Raw genomic sequence first — 24,218 nt, forward strand, 5'->3', positions numbered from 1 at the left:
CAGGACCTCAGTGGCGGAAGTGGCGCATGCCGGTGAACAGCATGGCGATGTCGTGCTCGTTGGCGGCGTCGATTACCTCCTGATCGCGCATCGAGCCGCCCGGCTGGATCACCGCGGTGATACCGGCCTCGGCTGCGGCGTCGATGCCGTCGCGGAACGGGAAGAAGGCATCCGAGGCCATCACCGAGCCGGCGACCTGCAGGCCTTCGTCCGCGGCCTTGATGCCGGCGATGCGCGCGGAGTACACGCGGCTCATCTGGCCCGCCCCGACCCCGATGGTCTGCTGGTCGCGGGTATAGACGATGGCGTTGGACTTGACGTACTTGGCGACCTGCCAGGCGAAGCACAGGTCCTTCATCTCCTGTTCCGACGGCGCGCGCGCGGTCACGGTCTTCAGTTCCACATCGGCCAGGCTGCCGCGGTCCGCATCCTGGACCAGCAGCCCGCCGCCGATGCGCTTGTAGTCCAGGCCCGGGCCAACGCCCGCCGGCGGGATCTCCAGTACCCGGACGTTCTTCTTGGTGGCCAGCGCGCGCAGCGCGCCCGGCGTGATCTCGGGGGCGATCACGACCTCGACGAACTGGCGGCTGACAATCGCATGCGCGGTGTCGCCGTCCAGCGGGCGGTTGAAGGCGATGATGCCGCCGAAGGCCGAGGTCGGGTCGGTCTGGAAGGCGCGCTCGTAGGCCATCAGCTGACTCGGCGCGACCGCCACGCCGCAGGGGTTGGCGTGCTTGACGATCACGCAGGCCCCGGCCTCGAACTGGCGTACGCATTCCCAGGCGGCATCGGCGTCCGCCAGGTTGTTGTAGGACAGCGACTTGCCCTGGTGCTGGCGGTAGCTGGCCAGGGTGCCGGGTGTGGGCTGCGGATCGCGGTAGAACGCGGCGCGCTGGTGCGGATTCTCGCCGTAGCGCAGGGTCTCGACGCGCTCGAAGGTGGCGTTCAGCTGCCCGGGGAAGGGCGCCGTTTCACCGTCCTCGTCGAGGGCCGACAGATAGTTGCTGATCGCGGCGTCGTACCGCGCGACGTGATCGAAGGCCGCGACCGCCAGGCGGAAGCGCAGCGACTGCGGCACCTCGCCCTGGTCACCAATGGCCGCGGCGATCTCGCCGTACTGGTCGGGGCTGGTGGCCACCGCCACGTCACGGTAGTTCTTGGCCGCCGCACGCAGCATCGCGGGCCCGCCGATGTCGATGTTCTCGATGGCATCCTCCAGGCTGCACCCGGGCCGGGCCACGGTCGCCTCGAAGGGATAGAGGTTCACCACCAGCAGGTCGATCGGGGGGATGTCCTGCTCGGCCATCACCGCGGAGTCGATGTCGCGCCGCCCCAGCAGGCCCCCGTGGATGCGCGGGTGCAGGGTCTTGACCCGGCCATCCATGATCTCGGGGAAGCCCGTGTGCGCGGAAACCTCGGTCACCGGAAGGTTGTTTTCGACCAGCAGGCGGGCGGTGCCGCCGGTGGACAGAAGCTCCACGCCGCGCTCGTGCAGGGCGTGGGCAAGCTCCACGACGCCGGTCTTCTCGGAGACCGACAAAAGGGCGCGCTGGATGGGGCGGCTGGGGGTCATGCGGGGCCTCGGGATCGCTGCAAAAACCGCCATTATATCGAACGCGTGACGCCCGTGGAGGCGGCTTCGACCCGGCCGCGGCACAGCGGGCGGGCCGGGGCTCAACTTGTAATTTTTGCGCAAAACCTTCAGGGTATAAAAACGATTTCGGACACAACGCCCGCGTTCAGACGCAGCGCGAGGCGCCGTAAACGATCCCCGAGCCAGGCGGGATGGGCCCGCCAGACCACGGCTCGGCATCCGGGTAATGAAGAGCCCTCCGGATGTGCAGGATGAACCGGCCAGGCCGGTAGCGGGCGCTGCGAACAACGCGCCCGTTGCATTGCTACCCGAACACCAGGCCTGGCCTGGGCGGATCGGGCGAATGGCGAGACCGCCGGGACATTCGGGGGTCGCGGTTCTCTGCGTTTGCGGGGTGTTGTGCCGACGGATCGGCCGCGGGCCGTCCGTTCACGCTTACGACAGCAGCAAAAGCCAAGAGGAACCAGCATGGCAGCGAACATCAAGAATGATCAGGATTTCGGTGACAAGCCGACCGAACGTCGCGATACCGAGAACTACCTCAACGAGTACACCACCGGTTTCGTCGACAAGTGGGACGACCTGATCGACTGGGACAACCGCGCCAAGAGCGAAGGCACCTTCTTTATCGAGGAACTGAAGAAGCGTGGCGCCAAGCGCGTGCTGGACGTGGCCGCCGGTACCGGTTTTCACTCCGTACAGCTGCGCGAAGCGGGCTTTGACGTGGTGACCGCCGACGGCGCCCCGGAGATGCTCGTCAAGGCCTTCGAGAACGGCCGCAAGCGCGGGCACATCCTGCGCACCGTGCAGGCCGACTGGCGCATGCTGAACCGCGATATCTACGGCCGTTACGACGCCGTGGTCTGTCTGGGCAACTCGTTTACCCACCTGTTCAACGAACATGACCGCCGCAAGGCCCTGGCCGAGTTCTACTCCGCCCTGAACCACGATGGCGTACTGATCCTCGACCAGCGCAACTACGACACCATCATGGACCACGGCTACTCGTCCAAGCACACCTACTACTACTGCGGCGACGACGTGCAGGTGCAGCCGGCCCATGTCGACGAAGGCCTGGCCCGCTTCCAGTATCGCTTCCCGGATGGCTCCGAGTACTTCCTGAACATGTTCCCGCTGCGCAAGGCCTATGTGCGCCGCCTGATGCGCGAGGTCGGTTTCCAGAAGATCGAGACCTACGGGGACTTCCAGGAGACCTATCGCGAGACCGATCCCGACTTCTTCATCCACGTTGCCGACAAGCGTTATATCGAGGGCGAGGAACGATGAGCGAGAACTACTCCGACGTCGTCGAGACGGCTCGCGACTATTACAACAGCGAGGACGCCGACACCTTCTACAAGATGGTGTGGGGCGGTGAAGACCTCCATATCGGGCTGTACGAGTACAAGGACGAGCCGATCGGCGACGCCAGCCGGCGCACGGTCGCCCATATGTCCGACCTGCTCGGCGAGCCGCAGCCGGAATGGCGCGTGCTCGACATGGGCGCCGGTTACGGCGGTGTCGCGCGCTACCTGGTCGAGAACTACGGCTGCGAAGTCACCGCGCTGAACCTGTCCGAGAAGGAAAACGAGCGCGACCGCGAGATCAACAAGGCGCGCCACCTGGACCACAAGATCACCGTGGTCGACGGCAGCTTCGAGAAGGTCGACGAGCCGGACGCGTCCTATGACGTGGTTTGGTCCGAAGACTCGTTCCTGCATAGCGAGAACGAAAACAAGAAGAAGGTGATTCAGGAGGCCGCTCGAGTGCTGAAGCCGGGTGGCTGGCTGATCTTCACCGATCCGATGCAGACCGACGATTGCCCGGACGGCGTGCTGGACCCGATCCTCGCCCGCATCCATCTGGATTCGCTGGCTAGCCCCGAGTTTTACCGTGAGGCGGCCAAGGCAGCGGGTCTGGAAGAGGTCGGTTTCGAGGAGCATTCCAGCCAGATCGCGACCCACTACGGCCGCGTGAAGCAGGAGCTCGAGTCCCGCGAGGACGAGCTGAAGCACTACATCTCGCAGGACTACATCGACCGCATGAAGCAGGGCCTGCAGCACTGGGTCGATGGCGGCAACTCGGGCTACCTGACCTGGGGCATCTTCCGCTTCCGCAAGCCGGCCCGCTAGGTCGCGCTTGCGAAGCAGGGACCGAGGGGCTGGCCGCCGTCAGGCGGGCAGTCGCCTCCAGACCCCGTCCATGCGGCCTTCGAGCGGCTGGAAGCGGGTCTTGTATTCCATCTTCGGCGCCTGGTCGATCCAGTAGCCGAGGTAGACATGGGGCAGACCGAGGCGGTGCGCATGCGCCACCTGGGTCAGGATCGCGAGGGTGCCCAGGCCGCGGCGCGGCTGATCCGGATCGAAGAAGCTGTACATCGCCGACAGTCCCTGCGGGGTGCGGTCGGTGACGGCCACCGCGACCAGCGTGCCGGCCTGGCGGAATTCGATCAGATCCACCGGGCCATTATGGTGGGCCAGCATCCCCGCGTATTCCTCGTGCCCCATCTGCTCCATGCCCCCGCCCGCGTGGCGGGCGGTCTGGTAGCGCGAGAACAACGGCATGTGCTCGTCGAGATCGGCGGCGGGCCCGGTGCCCGGCTGCTCCGGGGGGCGCCGGATCGCCACCGCGAGATCCTGATTGCGGTCCAGGCAACGGCGCTGGCTGCGATTCGGGCGAAAGCGCGCGACCGGAATGCGTACCGGCACGCAGGCCGCGCATTCGGGACAGTGATGCCGGTAGACAAACTGACCGCTGCGGCGAAAGCCCTCGGCCAGTAGCTGGCCGAAGCGGGCACCGCCCAGGCTGACCGCGGGGTCGACCAGGAGGCTCTGCATCTCGCGGTCGTCCAGATAGGGGCAGGCCTGCGGGGCAGTGATGAACCAGCGGATCGGATGTTCCTGCATGGCGCTATCGTGACATCTCCGTGCACGGGCGCAAACAGGGGCATCCCAGACCGCCACGAGATACCAAAGAGCCTGCCGGAAGGGTGGGCTCCACGGCCGGGATGGAACCCCGGCGTGTACACTCATCCCATTCGAAACCAATGGTGTACGGCACATGACGGCAACACGAAACGATATCGAGAAGGCGCTGAAAGAGCGCATCCTGATCCTGGACGGCGGCATGGGGACCACCATCCAGCTGTACAAGCTGGAGGAGGCCGACTATCGCGGCGAGCGCTTCAAGGACTGGGAGTCCGACCTGAAGGGCAACAACGACCTGCTGTCGCTGACCCGTCCGGACATCATCGAGCAGATCCACAACGACTATCTCGAGGCCGGCGCCGACATCATCGAGGCCAACACCTTCAACGGTACCCGCATCGCGATGGCGGACTACCACATGGAGGATCTGGTCCCCGAGCTGAACCGCGAATCCGCGAAGCTCGCGCGCAAGGCCGCCGATGCCTGGACCGAGAAGACCCCGGACAAGCCGCGTTACGTGGCTGGCATCCTCGGCCCGACCAACCGTACCGCGTCGATCTCGCCGGACGTGAACGACCCGGGTGCGCGGAACGTCGATTTCGACACCCTGGTCGAGGCCTACAAGGAGGCCGCCGAGGCTCTGGTCGAGGGCGGCGTGGACCTGCTGCTGATCGAGACGGTGTTCGACACCCTGAACGCCAAGGCCGCGATCTTCGCGGTGAAGACCCTGGAAGACGAGCTCGGGAAGGACCTCCCGATCATGATCTCCGGCACCATCACCGACGCCTCCGGCCGTACCCTGTCCGGCCAGACCACCGAGGCCTTCTGGAACTCGGTGCGTCATGCGAACCCGGTCTCCATCGGCCTGAACTGCGCGCTGGGTGCGAAAGAGATGCGCCAGTACGTGGAAGAGCTGTCGCGCATTGCCGACACGTTTGTCTCCGCGCACCCGAACGCCGGTCTGCCGAACGAGTTCGGTGACTATGACGAGTCGCCGGAGCAGATGGCCGCGGACGTTGGCCCCTGGGCCGAGCAGGGCCTGCTGAACATCATCGGCGGCTGCTGCGGCACGTTGCCGGAGCACATCCGCGCGATGCGCGAGGCGGTGGAGAAGCATCCGCCGCGCAAGGTCCCGGAGGTTGCCGCGGCCTGTCGCCTGTCGGGCCTCGAGCCGTGCAACATTACTGACGACTCGCTGTTCGTGAACGTCGGCGAGCGCACCAACGTGACCGGCTCGCGCAAGTTCCTGCGCCTGATCCAGAACGAGGAATACGACGTCGCGCTGGAAGTCGCGCTGAACCAGGTCGAGGGCGGCGCCCAGATCATCGATATCAACATGGACGAGGGGATGCTGGAGTCGCAGGACGCGATGGTCCGATTCCTGAATCTGCTCGCCGGCGAGCCGGATATCGCCCGCGTGCCGGTGATGATCGACTCCTCCAAGTTCGAGATCATCGAGGCCGGCCTGAAGTGCGTGCAGGGCAAGCCGGTGGTCAACTCGATCTCCATGAAGGAGGGCGAGGAGAATTTCATCAAGCAGGCCCAGCTGTGCCGCCGCTACGGCGCCGCGATCGTGGTCATGGCCTTCGACGAGGACGGCCAGGCCGACAACGAGGACCGCCGTGTCGAGATCTGCACCCGCGCCTACAAGCTGCTGACCGAGAAGGTCGGTTTTCCGGCCGAAGACATCATCTTCGACCCGAACATCTTCGCGGTCGCGACCGGTATCGAAGAGCACAACAACTACGGCGTGGACTTCATCGAGGCCACCCGCCGCATCAAGAACGACCTGCCGCACGCGCTGGTCTCCGGCGGCGTGTCCAACGTGTCGTTCTCCTTCCGCGGCAACGAACCGGTGCGCGAGGCGATCCACGCGGTGTTCCTGTACCACGCCATCAAGGCGGGCATGGACATGGGCATCGTCAACGCCGGCCAGCTCGCGGTCTACGACGACATCGACGAGAAGCTGAAGGAAGCGGTCGAGGATGTGGTCCTGAACCGTCGCGATGACGCGACCGAGCGACTGCTTGACCTGTCCGAGGAGTACAAGGGCCAGGGCGGCGGCAAGAAGGAGGAGAACCTCGAGTGGCGTGAATGGGAAGTCACCAAGCGCCTCGAGCACTCCCTGGTCAAGGGCATCGACACCTACGTGGTCGAGGACACCGAAGAGGCGCGCCAGGCCTATGACCGCCCGATCCAGGTGATCGAGGGTCCGCTGATGGACGGCATGAACGTGGTCGGCGACCTGTTCGGCGAGGGCAAGATGTTCCTGCCGCAGGTGGTCAAGTCCGCCCGCGTGATGAAGAAGGCCGTGGCCCATCTGATCCCGTACATCGAGGCCGAGAAGACCGGCACCGAGAACAACGGCAAGATCCTGATGGCCACGGTGAAGGGCGACGTCCACGACATCGGCAAGAACATCGTCGGCGTCGTGCTGCAGTGCAACAACTTCGAGGTCATCGACATCGGCGTGATGCAGCCGGGCGCCGAGATCCTGAAGGCCGCCAAGGAGCACGATGTCGACGTCATCGGCCTGTCCGGCCTGATTACCCCCTCGCTGGAGGAGATGGCCAACTTCGCCGCCGATCTCGAGCGCGAAGGCATGACCACGCCGCTGATGATCGGGGGCGCGACCACCTCGCGCGCCCACACCGCAGTCAAGATCGAGCCGAACTACTCCGGCCCGGTGGTCTGGGTGAAGGACGCCTCGCGTGCGGTGGGTGTGGCCCAGAGCCTGATCAGCCCCGAACTGCGCGAGAAGTACGCCGCCGAGATCCGCGAGGAGTACGAAAAGCTGCGCGTGCAGAACGCCGGGCGCAAGAAGAAGACCCAGTGGGTCACCCTGGAGAAGGCGCGCGCCAACAAGCCGCAGATCGACTGGTCGAGCTATACCCCGACCAAGCCGAAGGCGCTGGAAACCGACAAGCTGCCGGGCGAGCCGACCGTGCTGCACCCGCATGGCGACGGCTCCGTGCTGCTGCGCTTCGACGACTACGATCTGAACGAGGTCGCCGAGTACATCGACTGGACGCCGTTCTTCCACTCCTGGCAGCTGCACGCCGCCTACCCGCGCATCCTGGATGACGAGAAGGTGGGTGAAGAGGCGCGCAAGCTGTTCAAGGACGCCCAGGAGATGCTGCAGCGGATGATCGATGAGAAGTGGGTCACCCTGCGGGGCGTGGTGGGCTTCTTCCCGGCGAACACCGTCAATGATGACGATATCGAGGTCTATACCGACGAGAATCGCTCCAAGGTGCTGAAGAAGCTGCATCACCTGCGTCAGCAGACCGAGAAGCGCCGGGGTCAGCCGAGCCACTCGCTGGCCGATTTCGTGATGCCGAAGGAGGCTGGCGGTCCCGACTACATCGGGGCCTTCGCGGTCAGTGCCGGTGGCGATGTCGACGCCAAGGCCGCGGAATTCGAGAAGGCCAACGACGACTACCACTCGATCCTCGTGAAGAGCCTGGCGGACCGCCTGGCCGAGGCCTTCGCCGAGTGCATGCATCAGCATGTGCGCCGCGAATTCTGGGGCTATGTCCCGGACGAGTCGCTCGAAAACGAGGACCTGATCGAGGAGAAGTACCAGGGTATCCGCCCGGCCCCGGGTTACCCGGCGTGCCCGGAGCACACCGAGAAGTCCACCCTGTGGGAGCTCCTGCAGCCGGAAGAGAACGCTGGCATGACGCTCACCGAGAGCTACGCCATGCTGCCGGTCTCGGCCGTGTCCGGCTGGTACTTCGCCCATCCGGAGTCGCGTTACTTCGGTCTCGGCAAGGTCAACCGCGACCAGGTCGAGGACTACGCCAAGCGCAAGGGCATGTCGTTCGAGGAGGCCGAGCGCTGGCTCGCGCCGAACATTGGCTATGACGACAGCGACGAGGCCAAGGCGGAAGCCAAGGCCGAGCGCGAGGCCCGGACCGCGTAACACCCCGGTCCCGTCTCCGGGCCGACCCGTGCGAGCGGGCGGGTCCGGCAAACTGCGAGCCCCGCATCAGGGAATCCCCGGTGCGGGGCTCGCTTTGTCTGGGTGGCCGCGCCAAACTGTTCGGGTCCGCCCGCAACCGGAGTTCGTGCATGTCCGCCCGTGAACCCGCGATCGACGCCCGACCGGCGATGTTCCGCAATCACCCGTTCGGTTTCATCCTCAGCCTGGTACTGATCCCGGCCTTCGGGCTCGGCCTGCTGATCCTGCTGTGGTGGTATCTGCAGACCCGCTCGGTTCGGCTGCGCATCGATGCCGACCAGGTGCATCTCGAGCGCGGTCTATTGTCGAAGTCGCATGTGGATCTGGATATCGGCCAGATCCGCACGGTGAAGGTGGACCAGAGCTTTTTCGACCGCATCTTCCGGGTGGGCCGAATCGCGGTGTACACCACTGGCGACAACCCGGAGTTCCGGGTCACCGGCATCCCCGACCCCAACCGCGTGCGCGAGTACGTGCGCGGTCGCCGCGAGGCCCTGGCATGAGCCGGAGCGATCGCTCCGACAGCCGCCTGGCGCTGCGCATCCTGCTGGGCACCTCGGCGCTGGTCGCCCTGCTGGTGGCCCTGCTGGTGCTGGCGGCGGCGGTCTCCCTGCCGGGGCTGTCGGACTGGGTGGCGCTGACCTTCGACGACGGTATGGGCCTGAAGAACGCCGCGCTGGTCGCGGCCATCGTGTCGGTCCTGATCTCGATCGTGTTTGCCCTGGCCGCCGGCGAGGGCCTGATCGGGGAGCTGCAGTTCATGATCCCCGGCTTTTTCCTGTTCTTCGTCTTCTTCTGGCTGATGCTGGCCTGGATCTTTTGATCCCGGCCGGTGCACCGTGCATCCTGCGTTTCCTTCTCAACCCCCGGAGCCCCGAGCGTGACGACCGACGCGGACAACGAATCCAATCCCCAGCACCACCTCACCCTGCGGCCGACCCGGATCGAGGACTACGAGGACATCCGCGAGATCATGGAGCGGGTCTACCACGACCTGGACGGCGCCTGGAGCGAGGCACAGTTCCGCTCCCAGGTGATGCGTTTTCCCGAGGGCCAGATCTGCATCGAGGACAACGGCAAGGTGGTGGCCGCGGCGATCAGCCTGATCGTCGAATACAAGCGCTTCGGCGATCACCACAACTACTGGCAGATCACCGGCAACGGCTTCCTGACCACCCATGACCCGGACGGCGACACGCTCTACGGCGTGGATATCTTCGTGCATCCGGACTATCGCGGGCTGCGCCTGGGGCGGCGGCTGTACGATGCGCGCAAGGAGCTGTGCGAGAAGCTGAACCTGCGGGCGATCGTCGCCGGCGGGCGCATCCCCGGCTACGAGCAGTACCGCGACGAGCTGACCCCGCAGCAGTACGTGCGCCGGGTGAAGAACCACGAGATCACCGATCCGATCCTGACCTTCCAGCTGGCGAACGACTTTCACGTCCGCAAGATCATCACCAACTACCTGCCGGACGACGAGAAGTCCGGGGCCTACGCCACCCTGATCGAGTGGCTCAACATCTACTACGAGGAGAAGGAGAAGCTGATCGGCGGTAGCCGCTCGGACGTGCGCATCGGCGTGGTCCAGTGGCAGATGCGCCCGACGGTGGATCTCGATGCCCTGTTCCAGCAGGTGGAGTACTTCGTGGATGCGGTCTCCGGCTACCGCGCGGATTGCGTGCTGTTCCCGGAATTCTTCAACGGCCCGCTGATGGGGGCGTTCAACCAGGACTACCCGGCCGAGGCCGTGCGCCGCCTGGCCGAATACACCGAGGCGGTGCGCGAGGAAATGGTGCGCCTGGCGCTGGCCTACAACATCAACATCGTGGCCGGGTCGATGCCCGAATACACCGACGACGTGCTGCGCAACGTCTCTTACCTGTGCCGCCGCGACGGCACCTGGGACCGCCAGTACAAGGTCCACGTGACCCCCGACGAGGTCTCCTACTGGGGCCTGCAGGGGGGCGACGAGGTGCATGTCTTCGATACCGACTTCGGCAAGATCGGCATCCTGATCTGCTACGACGTGGAATTCCCCGAACTGCCCCGGGTGATGGCCGATCATGGCCTGCAGATCCTGTTCGTCCCCTACTGGACCGACACCAAGAACGCCTACCTTCGGGTGCGGCGCTGTGCCCAGGCACGCGCCATCGAGAACGAGTGCTACGTGGTGATGTCCGGCTCGGTGGGCAACCTGCCCAAGGTCGAGAACATGGACATGCAATATTCCCAGGCCGCCGTCTTCACCCCGTCCGACTTCGCCTTCCCGCATGACGCGGTGGCGGCGGAGGCGACTCCGAATACCGAGATGACGCTGATCGTGGACCTCGACCTCGATAACCTGAAGGAGCTGCGCAACCACGGCTCGGTGCGCAACCTGCGCGACCGCCGCCGGGATCTCTACTCGGTCAAGTGGAAGTCCAAGCCAGTGTAGCCCGCGCGGACAAAACGTGAACGCGTTCCGGTTGCCCGTTGGCGGCCACTGGCATCCGGAGGCCGCGCCCCTTAGTCTTGCTGGTACAGGGAGCATCGGTCGCGGTCCGTCGGCCATGATCGAGGCCGCGCCGTCACTGGACGGGCGGATGTCAGTCAGGGGGAAGGAATGAACGAGCAGACGCCGGATCCGAAACGCGCCGCGATTCTCGTGGTGGATGACTCCAAGGTCATCCGGGTCGCGTTGCAGCGCATCCTGCAGGGCCAGCACACGGTCTACGAGGCCGCCGATGGCGAGCAGGCCCTGGAGCTGCTGCAGCAGTATCCGGATATCGGCCTGGTCCTGACCGATCTCTCGATGCCGGGGATCGACGGCCAGGATTTGCTGCTCCGTGTGCGCGATGGCATCGAGAATGTCCCTGCCGATCTCCCGGTGGCGATCGTGACCGGCCAGGAGAGCGACGAGGCCGCCAGCGACGAATGGCGTTCGCTGGGCGCCAGCGCCGTCCTGATGAAGCCGTTCGTGCCGACCCGTGTGCGCGAGGTGGTGGCCGAACTGCTGCCGCCGCCCCCGGAGCCCGCGAGCGCCGGCGCGGAAGTCGATACCGCCGAGGCCGCGGCGCTGCGCGAAGAGGTCGAGCGCCTGCGTCGCGAGCTGATGCTGCGCCAGCAGTCCGCCAACGAGCGCGAGGCGCAGAAGGAACTGGAGCGCCTGCGCAATGCCCTGGGCGAGGCTCGCGATGAATCCACGGCGGCCTTCCAGCGCGCCGAGGAACGCGAGCGCGAGATCGAGACCCTGCAGGCCCGGCTGGAGGAGACCGAGACGGCGCTGGCCGAGGCGCGGGCGCGCGACGAGGAGGCCGCGGCCGCCGGCGAGCAGGCCGAGGCCCGCGAGGCCGAACTGGCCACGCTGCGCGCGCGGGTCGAGGAGCTGGAGGCCGAGGAGGCCGGGGCACCCGCGGCGGCCAGCGAGGCGACCGAGCAACTGCGCAGCCGGGTGCGCGAACTGGAGGGCGAGAACGTTCGCCTGGATCATGACCTGGTCGAGCTGGAGCGCCAGCGCGACGCGGTGCAGAAAGAGCTGCAGGACGCGCGAGCCGAGGCCGATCGCCTGCGCCGCGAGCGCAATCAGCAGTGCGAGCGGGCGGCCGCCGCGGAGAAGGCCCAGGCGGAGGCGGAGCAGCGCTGCGCGGACACCGGGGACTCGGCGGCGGATCTGGGCGAGCGCCTGGTAGCGCGCGAACAGGAACTGGCCGAGTCTCAGCAGCGCAATCAGGAGCTGCGTGGCCGTATCCGCGATCTGGAACACGCCCTGACCGGACACAGCACCACGGCGGCCGCAGAGCCCGAGCGCCCGGCCGATCCCGAGGGGTCGGTCAAGGCGGAGCCGGAGGACCGCCTGCGCGCGCCAGCGTCAGACCCGCCGCACAGGCGTTCCGAGCGCCTGGGGCGCCGGCGCTGGTTCCGGGTGGCCTTCGTAGGAGTGCTGGCGGTTGTGGTCGCCCTGGGTGTGGCGATCTACCTGCGTGGATACTGACGTCGCCGGAGGGCCCGGCGATTCGATGAGTTGTTGGGAGGTGGCGGGCCCGGGTGACCCGGGGCCCGCCGGGGGCATTTCCTACTGGTGGCGGTCGCGCAGTACGCCCAGCAGATGGTTCCAGGAGTCGTGGTCCGCGCGGGCGTCATAGCCCACCGGCATGCCGAATTCCTCGGCAATGGCGTCGGCCCCGGGGTTGGTGAAGCTGTGCTTCACCCCGGAGAATTCCACCACGGTGTAGCGCGCCTCGGCATTCTGCATCTCGTCCTGGAAGCCGGCGATCTGTTCCGGCGGGATCATCGGATCCGCGGTGCCGGTGAAGCTGAGCAGTTCCGCCGTGACCTTGCCGGCCTCGGCCGGGTGCTCGGTCCCCAGGCCGCCGTGGAAGCTGGCCGCAATGTTCAGGTCCATCCCGGCGCGTGCAGCCTCCAGGGCCACAGTGCCACCGAAGCAGTAGCCGACCGCGGAGGGTGCGGCATCGGCCGCCGCATCATGCGCGCGCAGCCAGTCGTAGGCGGCCTGGAAACGGCCCAGCATCAGATCGCGGTTCTCGCGGATCTCGCCGGCGAATTCACCGGCGGTGGAGGGGTGGTCGGCCAGCTTGCCGCTGCCGTACATGTCCAGGGCGAAGGCCGTGTAGCCCTCGCGGGCGAGTTGCTCGGCGCGGTCGCGGGCGTAGTCGTTGTGGCCCCACCACTCGTGGATGACCAGGACCGCCGGATGCGGGCCGTCGCCTTCGGGGTAGGCGAGGTAGCCGGTCATCTCGTCACCGTCGTGGTCGTAAGCGACCTCTTCGGTCTGGATGCCGGCGAAGGCGAGGCCGGGCAGGAGTCCGGCCAGCAGGACGGCGAGCGGCGCGAAAGCGGGTTTGGCGAACATCGAACACCTCCTTGATCGTCGAATCGACTCTCGATAGACCCGGACCCTCGAGTATGGTTCGTTGCCCCGCCGGGTTACAACGATCGGGACAGCGGCTACAGTAGAGACGTCCGGGCCGTGGCAGCGCGCCGGCCCGGGAACAGGACGAGTGGGGCGAAGCGATCGGCGCTTCGCTCCGGCAAGAGGATCCATCCATGTCCGAGCGTTCCGCCAACGATTCCCTGGAGGCCCGGGTCCAGTCGGCCGACAAGCTGCTGGCGATGCCGCAGGTGGTATTCGAGGTCGCGCGTCTTCTGGAGGACGACAACGCGACCGCGGTCCAGATCGCGAACAGCCTGAGCCGCGACCCCGGCCTGGTGGCCCTGGTCCTGCGTATCGCCAATAGCCCCGCCTACGCCCCCGCGCGGACCATCGACTCGGTGGACCGCGCGATCGCGATGCTGGGGCGCGATGCCCTGCAGCGCCTGGTGGTGGCCAGTGCGATCACCCGCGCGACGGCCAGCATCCCCGATCAGGAACGCCTGCCGCTGGAAGTCTTCTGGCGGCATTCCGCTTACTGCGCGGTGATCGCGCGTCAGCTGGCGATGCGGGTGCTGCCACGCCAGGCCAGCGGGATCTTCCTGGCCGGTCTGCTGCATGACCTGGGCAAGCTGCTGCTGTTCTCGCAGTCGCCGGAATCGGCCCATCGGGCCTTCCTCTCCAGCCTGGATGTCGGCGACGGGCTCAGCCCGCAGGGTGCGGAACGTGCCCAGCTGGGGTTTGATCACGCGGAGCTGGGCGGGGCCCTGGCCGAGCACTGGGGACTGCCGGAGCTGCTGGTCGATTGCCTGGCCGGTCATCATCAGCCCATGCAGGCGCCGGAGCGCCACCGCACCGCCGTGATGCTGGTGCACCTGGCCAATACCGGCGCCCATCTGGCCGAGATCGACTCGCGCGACTGGGCCGACGCCCCACCGGTGGACCCGGCGGTCTGGGAGGCCCTGCACCTGGCCCCCGAGGTCCTGCTCTCCGCCGTGGAGGAGGCCCAGCACGAGGTGCTGGCGGTGCAGGACCTCTGCGATCCGGCGCACGACGCGGAGCCGCGCGCGTGAGAGCGTGGTGTGAACCCGCGCCGGCCTCCGGGGTCGGAAGCATTATGTCGATGTCCGCCTGTATCAACCCGGGTCTGCGCGTGTGGTTCGCGGCCGGCTTGCTGTTCCTGCTGGCGGGCTGCGCCGGGGTGCCGGCGACGCTGGCCCCGTTGCCGGCCGCGGCACCGGATCGCGAGCAGGTGCTCGCCGACCCCGAGGCGGTGAAGGGCGAGGTCGTGGTCTGGGGCGGAGTGATCGCGGCCATCGAGAACACCGACGGCGGCACCCGGCTGGAGGTGGTCGCCCGCGAACTGGATCGCCAGGGCCGCCCGCGGGAGGCTGACCGCTCCCCGGGGCGCTTTCGCGCGGTCAGCAGCGGGTTCCTGGACCCCCAGGTCTACGCCGAGGGCCGCGAGGTCACCGTACGCGGCGTCATCCAGGGCATCGAGGAAGGCAGTATCGGTGACTACGCCTATACCTTCGTGACCCTGCAGGCGGATGCGGTGTACCTGTGGCCGCGCCGGCCGCCGCCGTCCGAGCGGTATTATCGCGACCCGTTCTACGACCCCTTCTACGATCCGTTCTACAGCCCCTGGGGCCCGCGTTACGGGGTCTACGGGCGTTATCACCCGCATCCGTGGTACTGGTGAGTATGTCCCGATTCCGATTTCCCCTGGCAGCCCTTCTGCTGCCCCTGTTCCTGATCGCCTGTGCCTCCGGGCCGCTGGAGGCGCCTGACGACCCGTCCGTGCAGGTCGAACCGCGGGCCGTCACGGCGGACAGCCTGCCCGCCGACGAGCAGGTCTGGGGCGGCGTCATCGCTCGGGTGGACAATCGCGCCGAGGCCACCTTCGTCGAGGTGGTTGGCTACCCACTGACTCGCCAGGAGCCGCAGACCCGGCAGTCCACCACCGGGCGCTTCCGCCTGCGGGTGGACGGTTTCGCCGACCCGGTGGACTATCGCGCCGGTCGCCGCATCACGGGCGTAGGCACGGTTACCGGCGTCGAGGAAGGGCGGATCGGTGAACTGGACTACGTCTTCCCGGTGCTGGATGCCCACTCGGTGCATCTGTGGCCGGAGCCCGACCCGCCGCGTTCATCCGGCGGCGTGCGCTTCGGCATCGGGATCGGTATCGGCCTGTAGCGCGGGACCGGGTCGTCCCGGCGCGCGGGCACAACCATTCGAATTTGTCTGGGAGGTTCCATGCGAGCAGTGGTGTTTGACGAACCCGGCACCGCCGAGGTCCTGCGCCTGGACGAGGTGGCGGAACCGGCGTTGACGGCCCCCGACCAGGTCCGTGTCCGGATGCTGGCCGCCGGCGTCAATCCGGTGGATACCAAGGTGCGCGGCGGCGGCATGATCGTCCCCGGCGCCCCCCGCAACACCCCCGGTTGCGATGGCGTCGGCATCGTCGAGGAATGCGGCAGCGCGGTACACCACGCGCGGCCGGGGCAACGTGTGGCCTTCTGTTTTGGCGGGGTCGGCGCCGATCCGGGTACCTACGCCGAGCAGGTGGTGGTGCCGGAGGCCGCGGTGGTCCCGGTGCCCTCGGCGGTGTCCGATATCCAGGCCGCGGCCCTGCCGCTGACCTGGCTGACCGCGTGGGAGGCCCTGTTCGAGCGGGCCGATCTGCAGCGCGGACAGAGTGTGCTGGTGCATGCGGCGGCCGGTGGCGTGGGCCAGATGGCGGTGCAGATCGCGCGTGCGGCCGGCGCCCGCGTGCTGGGCCTGATACGGCGCGACGAGGCCGCCGCCATCGTCACGGCCCTGGGCGTGGATGTCGTCGATCTCCGCAAGCCCGACGCCGAGGAGACGATTCGCCAGTACACCGATGGTCGGGGCTTCGACATCGTGCTGGATACCGTGGGGGGCGAGACCTTCCGCGAGGGCCTGGCCCAGGTGGCCTATGGCGGCGACCTGGTGACCCTGCTGGCACCCCCGGCGGATGTCGACTGGAACCCCGCGCGGTTGCGCAACCCGAGTATCAGCCTGGAACTGATGCTGACCCCGATGCTGGAGAACGATCGCCGGCGCCTGAAGCACCAGGGGACCCTCGTGGCCGAGGGCCTGGCCCGGCTGGCCAGCGGGCGGTTGCAGGTCAACGTCGAGGACACCCTGCCCCTGGCCGAGGCGGCCGAGGCCCACCGCCGCATCGAGGCCGGCGGCCGCCGCGGCAAACTCGTCCTGCGCATCCCCGAGTAGGTGTTGGGTTCACCACGAAGCACACGAAGGCACGAAGAAAGACAAAGGGCGGATTAACCACGGAGGGCACAGAGTTCACGGAGAAAGGACCGGTGCTTTCAGCTGCGTTGGTTCGGTTCCGCTGTGAGTCTTATGTCCGGTGACCGGCCGCCCTCCAGAGGGCGTTCTCAACCCAAGTAATGCCTTTCTCCGTGTCCTCTGTGCCCTCTGTGGTGCAAGCGCCCTTGACCTTGCCCTTCTTCGTGCCTTCGTGCCCTTCGTGGTGAAATCAATCAGCCCTTGCTAGCCGCCGAAGAGGTGGCTGAAGACGCGGGCGCCGCCGATGTAGGTGCCGGCGGCGGAGCCCAGGGTGGTCAGCAGGAAGACCAGCAGCACGCGCGAGACGCGGTTGCGCCACCAGCCGCGCGGGGTGGTGGTGTCCTGGCGCAGGCTGGCGAAGTCGGAGACCCGGGGCTTGCGCAGGAACAGCTCGGCCGCCGCCGCCACGAAGCCGACCCCGATGGTGGGGTTCAGCGAGGTCAGCGGGGCGGCCAGGGCGGCGGTGAGCACGGTCAGTGGGTGGGCCAGCGCTACGATCGCGCCGATCGCCGCCAGGCCGCCATTGATCAGGACCCAGTCGGTGACCATCTGCACCCCGATGTCCGGGTTGCGCGAGAAGCCGATGGCGAAGCCGGCCAGGATGACCCCGATCACCACCCACGGGATGACCTTCGGCCAGCGCGCCTTGGGCGGGGCCTGGTCGAGCGCCTCGAGGATCGCGTCTGGCGGGGTCAGGTGATCCTCGGCCTGTTCGGCAATCCCGGGCAGGTGCCCGGCCCCGACCACGGCGAGGATGCGGCGGGTGTCCGGGTTGGCCGCGAGCCGGCGCAGGTGGGCGGCCATGTAGTGGTCGCGCTCCTCGATCAGCGTGCGGTAGAGATCCTCGGACTGCTCGGCAAACTCGCTGAAGGTGGACTCCAGCATGTCGCCTTCCTTGAGTCGCTCGATCTCCGATTCGTCGATCTTCTCGCGCGACAGCACCGAGCCGAACAGGCCGCCGATCAGCCCCATGCGCTCCCACCAGCGCACGGCGCGGTAGGTGCGGCGCAGGGTCAGGCCGATGTCGCGGTCGATCAGGGCCAGCGGCAGGCCGCGGTCCAGGGCGCCGTCCATCGCCGCGCGCATCTCGGCCCCCGGCTCGATGCCGTACTGGTCGGCCAGGCGTTGTTGATAGGCGCCCAGCGCCAGGCTGGCGGCGATCATCGGGGCCTGGCCCTTGCGCATCACGCTGAACAGGTCCATGCGGCCGATGGCATCTGGATCCAGCATGGCTCGCTGGCGGCTCTCGCACAGCTCGATGGCGACGCTGTCGAAGGCGCCGGTGTCCACCAGCGCGCGCACCTTGTCGGCGCTGGCGCGCGAGACGTGCGCGGTCCCCAGCACCACGACCTCGGTGTCGCCCAGCTGCAGGACGCGGTGGGGTTCGTCGGCGATCAGTTCCTGGACGGCGGGATTCATGCGTGGCGGGCTCTTGCTCCGGTGGGCGGGCGTATTCTACGGCGAATGCGTGCGGCCCGCAGCGCCGGAAGGGGGCGTTGCGGGGAGGTGGTCAGGGGGCCTCGGGTTCGGCTTGCGGCGCGTCGGCGGGCGGGGTCGCCTCGTCGGTCGCGGGCAGGGGTTCCGGCACGCGCAGGCTCTCCAGGCGCTCGATTACCCGCAGGGCGCGCTCGTGGGCGGTGATCAGTCCGGCGTGATCGGGGGCCAGGTCGAGCCCTTCCTGCCAGTGCTCCAGGGCCTCTTCGATGCGCCCGGCGGAGTAGTGCCCGCGCCCCGCTTCCAGCAGTTCCTCGGCGCGTGCGTCGCGGCGTTCGCGCCATTCCTCGCACAGCACGCGGTGCGCCCGCTGCGCGGCCTGGTCCGGGCCGGAGGCGTCGGCATCGGGGGTGATCTCGCTGCGGCACCAGCGCGCGGCCGTGGCCAGGTCGTCGGCCTCCAGGGCCTGGCGCAGGCGTGCGTTGATGGTGGAGCGCGGGACCTCGTCCTCGACCGCGGGGGCCTCGGCCTCGCGCAGTTCCTGCTCCAGTTCCGCGATGCGTCGCGCGCGTTCCGAGGCGGGTGCCAGGTTCTGGGCCAGGCGCAGCAGCTCCAGGCGTTCCTCGCCCTCGGTATCCGCGGCGTAGCCGGCCAGCGACCGGGCCAGGGGGTCGCGGCGCTGGGCCAGGCGGTCGGGATCGTCCGGCAGCTGTTCGCTGCGCCGCACCAGCGGACGCATCACCTCCAGCAGGCGCAGCTGCTGGACCAGGGCGCGGGCCTCGAGGATGTCGTGGCGTTGTTCCAGGGTCTGCAGGCCGACTTGCCGCTGGCGCTCGAGTTGCTCGATGTACTGGCGCCGTTCGCTGGCGGGCGGCAGCTTCTGCTCGGCGTCCTCGAGGATCTCCAGGGCGCGGGCCACGGCGCCCTCGGCCGAGGCGGCGCGCGCCTCGTCCATGGCCGCGGCCGCGGCGGTCTCGGCCGCGCGCTCGATTTCCTCACGGCGCTCGGTCCATTCCGCTTGCGGTTCCGGCTCGTGCTGCTCGATCAGCTCCAGGGCGCGCTGGTAGTCGCCGGCCTCCAGCGCGCGCTCGATGCGCTGCTCCGGCGGGGCGAAGGGGTCCAGGGCCGCGCAGCCCTGGACCAGCAGGACCGCCAGCAGGATGCCCGCGAGCGGGAGGAGGCCGCCGCGTGTGGTCATGCGCGGTCCAGGACCCGGGTGACCGGAACGGCCTCGCTGACGCCGTGCAGCTCGTGGGTGCCCCAGTCTTCGGTGCGGAAGTGTCCCTTCACCTGCTCGTGCTCCATGAATGCGGCGGTCGTGACCAGCCCGCCGGGGGGCGCGACCGTGACCAGGCGGGCGGCCAGGTTGACGGTGTCGCCGACTACGGTGAACTGCATGCGGTCCTCGGCCCCCATGTTGCCGGCCAGCATCTCGCCGGCGTTCAGGCCGATACGGAATTCCACCCGGGGCTCGCCCCGGCGTTCGCGTTCGGCATTGATCGAGGCGACGGTTTCCAGCAGGGCCAGGCCGGTCTGCACAGCGGTCAGGCGGTGGTTGCCGGCGTCCGTCCCGAGGCCGAAGACCGCCATGGTACAGTCGCCCATGTACTTGTCCACCGTGCCTCCGTGACGGGCAATGCATTCCGACATCGGGCCGAAGAATTCGTTGAGCATCCGGCCCAGGGCCTCCGGGCTGCAGCGCTCCGACAGCGCCGTATAGCCCTGGATGTCGGCAAACAGGACCGAGCCCTCCACCGCGCGCCCGCCCAGCTCGACCCGGTCCAGGTTCTCCAGGATGTCCTGGGCGATGGCGTCCGATACGTAGCGGCGCAGGGCGGCCTCGACCTGGTCCTTGCGCAGCAGGTCGCGCGCCATGTCGTTGAAGGCATCGGTCAGCTGGGCGATCTCGTCCTGGCGCACCATGGGCAGGGGGTTGCCCTCGGCGTCCATCGGCCGGAAGCGCGAGCGCATGCTCTCGGCCAGGCGTTCCAGCGGCCGCACCAGGCGCTTGCTGATGTCGATCGCCAGCAGCAGGCTCAGCAGGAAGACCCCGATGGCCGTGGCAATCCCGGCATTCAGGGTGTTGCGGATGAGTTCCTGCATGGGCGAGGTGTCGATATAGGCCTCGATGTAGCCCACCTGCACATCCTGAAAGAGGACCTCGCGGCGGTACGGTTCCACCGTGGGCGCCAGGGGCCACACGCCGTCGGTGAGAGACTGCTCCGGCGGGGTTCCGGCACGCGCGACCTGGCCGCGATCGATCGCGTAGGCGGCGATGGATTCGACCCGCCCCTCCTCCACCAGCGAGTTCAGCAGGGTCTCCAGGGTCAGGTAGTCCTCCGCCAGCATCAACTCGGCCGAAGTGCGCGCGACCGGCGCCACCGTGATCTCGGCCTGGGCGCGGATCTGGTTGTCCAGCACATTGCTGACCTGGTTCAGCACCACGGCCGACAGGGTCACGATCCCGGCCAGCGTAAGCCCGGCGATGGCCGCCACGATCTTCCATGCGATCGGCAGATAGCGGGGCGTGAAGTCGGCCCCGCCGACATTCAGGCGGGCGCTGACACCGCGCTTGCGCCGCCCGATCACGAGGCATCCTCGCGTGGTGCGAGCCAGGGGGCCAGCCAGGCCCGCCAGTCGGCGAGCAGGGCGGAGGAGCGGGCCGCTACCGCGGAACGCTTGGCCAGGGAGCGACCGAACACCGGGCGGCCCCCGAGGTCGCACATGGCCCCGCCCGCGCGGGCGAGCATCAGTCCGCCGGCCGCGCTGTCCCAGGGGGCCTGTCCGCCATGCAGGTACAGATCGGCGCGCCCGGCCGCCAGCCAGGCCCACTCCAGGGCGCAGGCCCCGAGGTTGCGTTGCGACCGGAACGGGGCATGGCTGGCCAGTTCGCGCGCCAGTGGGGCGTCCAGCCGCTTGTAGTCGACCAGGGCGATGGCGCGTTTCAGCTCCGGGACCGGTGGTCGCCGGGCCGCCGGCGGGGTGGCGGCGTTGAGCTCCAGCGCGGTGTCCTCGGTCGCGGTGAACAGTTCGTCGCGAACCGGGTCGTAGGTCGCCCCGTGGGTGACCCGGTCGCCTGCAATGCGGGCGATGGAGATGGCGAAGAAGGGCATGCCGCCGGCGAAATTGGAGGTGCCGTCGAGCGGGTCCACCAGCCAGAAGGCCGGGGCGGTCTCCAGGACCTGTGCCTGTTCCGCGCGCGCCTGCTCCTCGCTCAACACCGGTTCGCGCTGCCCGTGCAGTCGCAGCAGCTCGCGCACCTGGGCGTCCACCGCGTGGTCGGCCTCGGTGATCACGCTGCCGTCGGCCTTGTAGTCCACGTCGATGCCGGCTTCGAAGCGCGGCAGGAGTTCTTGCTGTCCGATCACGCGCAGACCCCGGGCGAGATCGGAAAAGGGGATGGAGGTGGCAGTCATGCAGCCCTGGCAACGCCGATTGCGGAGTGAGTGAGCCGGATGCGGCCCGGTCGGCCCGGGCGAACTCGGCTACGAATGTGCTTATCATACCGGTCCATGACCGGCTTGATCATAATCCTCGCCCTGGCACTGGTCGCGTTCTACGTGAATGACACCTGGCGGGCCAACGAACGGGCCCGTCGGGTGGGGCGCCAGGCATGCGAGCGGGCGGGGGTTCAGCTGCTGGATGCGACCGTCGTGCGCATCGGTCAGCGCCTCACATGGGGCGAGCGCGGCCTGGCCCTGGAGCGGCGCTATCGCTTCGAATTCTCCGCCGACGGGGCGGGTCGCCACCCCGGCGAGATCTCGCTGGAAGGCCGGCAACTGAAGCGTGTGACCCTCGACTGGCCGGATGGCGGGCGGGAGTTCCAGGGGCCGGAGCGCGACGACCCGAGCGCGGGTGGCGCGGCGTGACGCTCAACGAACTGCGTTATGTGGTGGCCGTCGCGGATGCCCGTCACTTCGGGCATGCGGCCGAGGCCTGTCATGTCAGCCAGCCGTCGCTGTCGGTCGCGGTGCGCAAGTTCGAGGAGGAGCTGGGGGTCACGCTGTTCGAGCGCGGCCGGGGCGAGGTCACCGTGACGCCGGCGGGCGAACAGGTCCTCGCGCAGGCGCGGCGCGTGCTGGCAGAGGTGGAGCAGTTGCGTTCGGTTGCGGTGCAGAGCCAGGACCAGCTGTCCGGCCCCCTGCGGCTGGGGGCGATCTACACCATCGGGCCTTACCTGCTGCCGGAGCTGATCCCGGCGCTGCGCGAACGTGCCCCGAACATGCCCCTGGTGATCGAGGAGAACTACACCGGCCGGCTGCGTGAACGGCTCAAGCAGGGCGAGCTGGACGCGATCATCATCTCGCTGCCGTTCGAGGAGCCCGGGGTGGTGACCCTGCCCCTGTACGACGAGCCATTCATGGCCGTGCTGCCTGCGGCGCACCCGCTGAAAGACAAGGATCCGCTGCGCCTGGAGGATATGGCCGATGCCACGCTGCTGATGCTGGGTGCGGGCCATTGCTTCCGTGACCAGGTGCTGGAGCGCTGCCCCGACTGCCAGCGGACCGTGACCGCGGACGGCAGTACGCCGCGCAATCTCGAGGGCTCCTCGCTGGAGACGATTCGCCACATGGTGGCCTCGGGGATGGGGGTCACCATCCTGCCGTGTACGGCGGTGGGGGCGGATCGCTATGCCCAGCGCCTGCTGGCCGTGCGGCGTTTCGAGGATCCGGCCCCCAGCCGCCGGGTGGCCCTGGCCTGGCGCGCCAGTTTTCCGCGCCCGGAGGCCATCGAGGCCCTGCGCCGGGCGGTGTTGTCGACCCCCCTGACCTGCGTCGATTTCATCCAGCCCGGCTCGGGTCAGGGCCACCCGGATTGACCCGCCCGCGGGGGGCGGATGTCAGTTGCCGGCCAGCACGCGGTTGCGGCCGGCCTGCTTGGCGGCGTACAGGGCCTCGTCGGCGGACTGGTAGGCCGACTGCAGAGTGGTATTGGGCCCGATGCCGGCCACGCCGATGCTGGCGGTCACCTTGACCGCGCCGTCGCTCTCGAGCGTGGACTGGTCGCCTGCCGTGGCGGCGGTTCGCAGCGCGCCAATGGCCAGGCGGATGCGCTCGGCGCATTCCATCGCACGGCTCAGGTCGGCACCGGGCAGCACCGCCAGGAATTCCTCGCCGCCCATGCGCACGCACAGGTCGGATTCACGGGTGGTGCTGCGCAGGGTCTGCGCGACCAGACGCAGGATGTCGTCCCCCACGCTGTGGCCGTATTCGTCGTTGATCTGCTTGAAGTGATCGAGATCAATGGCCAGCACCGACATGGGCCGCCCCTGGCGGCGGCAGTCGGCCAGCCAGCGGGCGCCCTGTTTCTCGAATGCGCGGCGGTTGCCCAGGCCGGTCAGCTCGTCGGTCTCCAGGTTCTCGTTCAGGCGCTTGAAGCGCAGGGCATTGGCAAGCGCCGGAGCGGCCAGGCCCAGCAGGGCCTCGATCAGTTGCTGTTCGTCGTCGCTGAAGCGGCGCCCGCGCATCAGGATCAGCGAGCCCATGGTTTCGCCGTTCGCGCTCATCCCGTATTCGATGCGATGGCGATCCTCGTCGCCGCCGGACCAGGTCTCGTCGCTTTCCTGCAGGATGAAGAACCAGCCGCTGTGGTGAACCTGGGCATGCAGATGTTCCTGCAGCCGGGCGAGGACCGTGCCCAGCTCCAGGCTGGATGACAGCGACTGGACAAACGCCAGGGCGTCAAAGGGGGTGCCGGCATCGCCGGTGGTTTTGCCCTTGGCGGATACCAGTCGCAGGTTGTGGGCGTTCCCGTCGCGGTTCATGGCTGTCTCGCTCGCAAAGATCCTGGGGTCGAAGGTAATGCGAGATCCATGCCATCGATCAAAACAATCGTCGAAACAGTGACTTGTTTGTCCTTTTGGTGTGCGAAAGACGGAATTCCGTCGGATTTTTGCCGCTTCCGGCAGGTGATGGCCGCCCGGACCGGCAAGGGGCGGCAATATCCTGACGCTAGGCGCCTCTCGGATTTGGGCGATCGTCGAGTAGTGTGCTGAGTTATGTGCAGAAGCTGGCAGGAGGTGAGCGGCCATGGTATTCGGGTTGGTTAGCGACCACCGGAACCCCTCAAGGAGGGCGAGACCATGACCACTCACAAGAG

General features: G+C 68.0%; 21 protein-coding genes. 13 read left to right on the plus strand and 8 right to left on the minus strand.

Annotation, left to right across the window (positions count from 1 at the left end; translation table 11 throughout):
- Positions 1–7 precede the first annotated feature (7 nt).
- On the minus strand, positions 8–1,573 hold the full coding sequence (gene purH, locus F793_RS0101550) for a bifunctional phosphoribosylaminoimidazolecarboxamide formyltransferase/IMP cyclohydrolase (protein WP_018881850.1): 1,566 nt from the start codon (positions 1,571–1,573) through the stop codon (positions 8–10).
- Positions 1,574–2,062: 489 nt separating this feature from the next.
- Here purH and F793_RS0101555 point away from each other — a divergent pair, with 489 nt between their 5' ends.
- Positions 2,063–2,881 carry a class I SAM-dependent methyltransferase gene (locus F793_RS0101555; protein ID WP_018866715.1) on the plus strand — a complete coding sequence of 273 codons (819 nt, stop codon included), beginning with the start codon at positions 2,063–2,065 and terminating at the stop codon, positions 2,879–2,881.
- Positions 2,878–3,726: a methyltransferase domain-containing protein gene (locus tag F793_RS0101560; protein ID WP_018876893.1), complete on the plus strand. Its 849-nt coding sequence runs from the start codon at positions 2,878–2,880 to the stop codon at positions 3,724–3,726. Before F793_RS0101555 ends, F793_RS0101560 begins: the two co-directional genes overlap by 4 nt.
- A gap of 39 nt (positions 3,727–3,765) precedes the next feature.
- Here the strand turns inward: F793_RS0101560 and F793_RS0101565 are convergent, their stop codons facing one another.
- Positions 3,766–4,500 (minus strand): arginyltransferase, encoded by a 735-nt coding sequence (locus F793_RS0101565; protein WP_018881849.1) that lies wholly within the window; start codon positions 4,498–4,500, stop codon positions 3,766–3,768.
- Between the two features lie 154 nt (positions 4,501–4,654).
- Between F793_RS0101565 and metH the strand changes: the two genes are divergently transcribed.
- The 5 genes from metH to F793_RS0101590 all read left to right on the plus strand — a co-directional run bounded on the left by metH (position 4,655) and on the right by F793_RS0101590 (position 12,455).
- Positions 4,655–8,446: a methionine synthase gene (gene metH, locus F793_RS0101570; RefSeq protein ID WP_018881848.1), complete on the plus strand. Its 3,792-nt coding sequence runs from the start codon at positions 4,655–4,657 to the stop codon at positions 8,444–8,446.
- Between the two features lie 149 nt (positions 8,447–8,595).
- The gene (locus tag F793_RS0101575) at positions 8,596–8,988 is read left to right on the plus strand and encodes a PH domain-containing protein (protein ID WP_018876895.1); all 393 of its coding nucleotides are present in this window, start codon (positions 8,596–8,598) and stop codon (positions 8,986–8,988) included.
- Positions 8,985–9,308: a hypothetical protein gene (locus F793_RS0101580; RefSeq protein WP_018878480.1), complete on the plus strand. Its 324-nt coding sequence runs from the start codon at positions 8,985–8,987 to the stop codon at positions 9,306–9,308. Before F793_RS0101575 ends, F793_RS0101580 begins: the two co-directional genes overlap by 4 nt.
- Positions 9,309–9,365: 57 nt before the next feature.
- The gene (locus F793_RS0101585; protein WP_018881847.1) at positions 9,366–10,919 is read left to right on the plus strand and encodes a bifunctional GNAT family N-acetyltransferase/carbon-nitrogen hydrolase family protein; all 1,554 of its coding nucleotides are present in this window, start codon (positions 9,366–9,368) and stop codon (positions 10,917–10,919) included.
- 168 nt (positions 10,920–11,087) lie between these two features.
- Positions 11,088–12,455 carry a response regulator gene (locus tag F793_RS0101590; protein WP_018881846.1) on the plus strand — a complete coding sequence of 456 codons (1,368 nt, stop codon included), beginning with the start codon at positions 11,088–11,090 and terminating at the stop codon, positions 12,453–12,455.
- A gap of 81 nt (positions 12,456–12,536) precedes the next feature.
- On the opposite strand, the gene F793_RS0101595 is transcribed toward F793_RS0101590, so the two are convergent.
- The gene (locus F793_RS0101595; protein ID WP_018866723.1) at positions 12,537–13,334 is read right to left on the minus strand and encodes a dienelactone hydrolase family protein; all 798 of its coding nucleotides are present in this window, start codon (positions 13,332–13,334) and stop codon (positions 12,537–12,539) included.
- Between the two features lie 194 nt (positions 13,335–13,528).
- On the opposite strand from F793_RS0101595, the gene F793_RS0101600 reads away from it, so the two are divergent.
- From F793_RS0101600 to F793_RS0101615, 4 genes are read left to right on the plus strand one after another with little or no spacing between them, the layout of a single operon-like run.
- A complete protein-coding gene (locus F793_RS0101600) occupies positions 13,529–14,425 on the plus strand; it encodes an HDOD domain-containing protein (protein ID WP_018866724.1) in 897 nt (298 codons plus the stop codon).
- 44 nt (positions 14,426–14,469) lie between these two features.
- Entirely contained in the window at positions 14,470–15,054 is a 585-nt protein-coding gene (locus F793_RS0101605; RefSeq protein ID WP_018879715.1) for a Slp family lipoprotein, read from the plus strand.
- A 2-nt stretch (positions 15,055–15,056) separates the two neighbouring features.
- Complete coding sequence (locus F793_RS0101610; protein WP_018866726.1) at positions 15,057–15,548, plus strand: Slp family lipoprotein; 492 nt, start codon at positions 15,057–15,059, stop codon at positions 15,546–15,548.
- A 60-nt stretch (positions 15,549–15,608) separates the two neighbouring features.
- Positions 15,609–16,607 (plus strand): zinc-binding dehydrogenase, encoded by a 999-nt coding sequence (locus F793_RS0101615; protein ID WP_026280826.1) that lies wholly within the window; start codon positions 15,609–15,611, stop codon positions 16,605–16,607.
- Between the two features lie 282 nt (positions 16,608–16,889).
- Here the strand turns inward: F793_RS0101615 and F793_RS0101620 are convergent, their stop codons facing one another.
- The 4 genes from F793_RS0101620 to F793_RS0101635 form a co-directional block, all read right to left on the minus strand.
- Positions 16,890–18,104, minus strand: a complete 1,215-nt coding sequence (locus F793_RS0101620) for a TraB/GumN family protein (protein WP_018866728.1) — start codon at positions 18,102–18,104, stop codon at positions 16,890–16,892.
- Between the two features lie 91 nt (positions 18,105–18,195).
- Complete coding sequence (locus tag F793_RS0101625) at positions 18,196–19,317, minus strand: hypothetical protein (RefSeq protein ID WP_018881844.1); 1,122 nt, start codon at positions 19,315–19,317, stop codon at positions 18,196–18,198.
- Complete coding sequence (locus tag F793_RS0101630; protein WP_018881595.1) at positions 19,314–20,708, minus strand: adenylate/guanylate cyclase domain-containing protein; 1,395 nt, start codon at positions 20,706–20,708, stop codon at positions 19,314–19,316. Before F793_RS0101630 ends, F793_RS0101625 begins: the two co-directional genes overlap by 4 nt.
- Positions 20,705–21,535, minus strand: coding sequence for an inositol monophosphatase family protein (locus F793_RS0101635; RefSeq protein WP_018881843.1), 831 nt, complete (start codon positions 21,533–21,535; stop codon positions 20,705–20,707). The genes F793_RS0101630 and F793_RS0101635 overlap by 4 nt, the downstream gene beginning before the upstream one ends.
- A 96-nt stretch (positions 21,536–21,631) precedes the next feature.
- Here F793_RS0101635 and F793_RS0101640 point away from each other — a divergent pair, with 96 nt between their 5' ends.
- Positions 21,632–21,988 (plus strand): DUF3301 domain-containing protein, encoded by a 357-nt coding sequence (locus F793_RS0101640; protein WP_018879711.1) that lies wholly within the window; start codon positions 21,632–21,634, stop codon positions 21,986–21,988.
- Complete coding sequence (locus tag F793_RS0101645; RefSeq protein ID WP_018866733.1) at positions 21,985–22,938, plus strand: hydrogen peroxide-inducible genes activator; 954 nt, start codon at positions 21,985–21,987, stop codon at positions 22,936–22,938. The genes F793_RS0101640 and F793_RS0101645 overlap by 4 nt, the downstream gene beginning before the upstream one ends.
- A 21-nt stretch (positions 22,939–22,959) precedes the next feature.
- Here F793_RS0101645 and F793_RS0101650 read toward each other — a convergent pair whose 3' ends face one another.
- A complete protein-coding gene (locus F793_RS0101650; RefSeq protein WP_018881842.1) occupies positions 22,960–23,883 on the minus strand; it encodes a GGDEF domain-containing protein in 924 nt (307 codons plus the stop codon).
- Positions 23,884–24,218: the final 335 nt, after the last annotated feature.

Source organism: Thioalkalivibrio sp. ALE22 (genome assembly GCF_000381445.1).
In the GTDB taxonomy this organism is placed as follows: domain Bacteria; phylum Pseudomonadota; class Gammaproteobacteria; order Ectothiorhodospirales; family Ectothiorhodospiraceae; genus Thioalkalivibrio.

Bases quoted from the DNA above. Each gene is read 5' to 3' on its own strand.
- F793_RS0101625 (WP_018881844.1), bottom strand. From the start codon at position 19,317: ATGACCACACGCGGCGGCCTCCTCCCGCTCGCGGGCATCCTGCTGGCG.
- F793_RS0101580 (WP_018878480.1), top strand. From the start codon at position 8,985: ATGAGCCGGAGCGATCGCTCCGACAGCCGCCTGGCGCTGCGCATCCTG.
- F793_RS0101640 (WP_018879711.1), top strand. From the start codon at position 21,632: ATGACCGGCTTGATCATAATCCTCGCCCTGGCACTGGTCGCGTTCTAC.
- F793_RS0101610 (WP_018866726.1), top strand. From the start codon at position 15,057: ATGTCCCGATTCCGATTTCCCCTGGCAGCCCTTCTGCTGCCCCTGTTC.
- F793_RS0101615 (WP_026280826.1), top strand. From the start codon at position 15,609: ATGCGAGCAGTGGTGTTTGACGAACCCGGCACCGCCGAGGTCCTGCGC.
- F793_RS0101560 (WP_018876893.1), top strand. From the start codon at position 2,878: ATGAGCGAGAACTACTCCGACGTCGTCGAGACGGCTCGCGACTATTAC.
- metH (WP_018881848.1), top strand. From the start codon at position 4,655: ATGACGGCAACACGAAACGATATCGAGAAGGCGCTGAAAGAGCGCATC.
- F793_RS0101635 (WP_018881843.1), bottom strand. From the start codon at position 21,535: ATGACTGCCACCTCCATCCCCTTTTCCGATCTCGCCCGGGGTCTGCGC.
- F793_RS0101565 (WP_018881849.1), bottom strand. From the start codon at position 4,500: ATGCAGGAACATCCGATCCGCTGGTTCATCACTGCCCCGCAGGCCTGC.
- F793_RS0101575 (WP_018876895.1), top strand. From the start codon at position 8,596: ATGTCCGCCCGTGAACCCGCGATCGACGCCCGACCGGCGATGTTCCGC.
- F793_RS0101590 (WP_018881846.1), top strand. From the start codon at position 11,088: ATGAACGAGCAGACGCCGGATCCGAAACGCGCCGCGATTCTCGTGGTG.
- F793_RS0101620 (WP_018866728.1), bottom strand. From the start codon at position 18,104: ATGAATCCCGCCGTCCAGGAACTGATCGCCGACGAACCCCACCGCGTC.
- F793_RS0101600 (WP_018866724.1), top strand. From the start codon at position 13,529: ATGTCCGAGCGTTCCGCCAACGATTCCCTGGAGGCCCGGGTCCAGTCG.
- F793_RS0101595 (WP_018866723.1), bottom strand. From the start codon at position 13,334: ATGTTCGCCAAACCCGCTTTCGCGCCGCTCGCCGTCCTGCTGGCCGGA.
- F793_RS0101605 (WP_018879715.1), top strand. From the start codon at position 14,470: ATGTCGATGTCCGCCTGTATCAACCCGGGTCTGCGCGTGTGGTTCGCG.
- F793_RS0101555 (WP_018866715.1), top strand. From the start codon at position 2,063: ATGGCAGCGAACATCAAGAATGATCAGGATTTCGGTGACAAGCCGACC.
- purH (WP_018881850.1), bottom strand. From the start codon at position 1,573: ATGACCCCCAGCCGCCCCATCCAGCGCGCCCTTTTGTCGGTCTCCGAG.
- F793_RS0101650 (WP_018881842.1), bottom strand. From the start codon at position 23,883: ATGAACCGCGACGGGAACGCCCACAACCTGCGACTGGTATCCGCCAAG.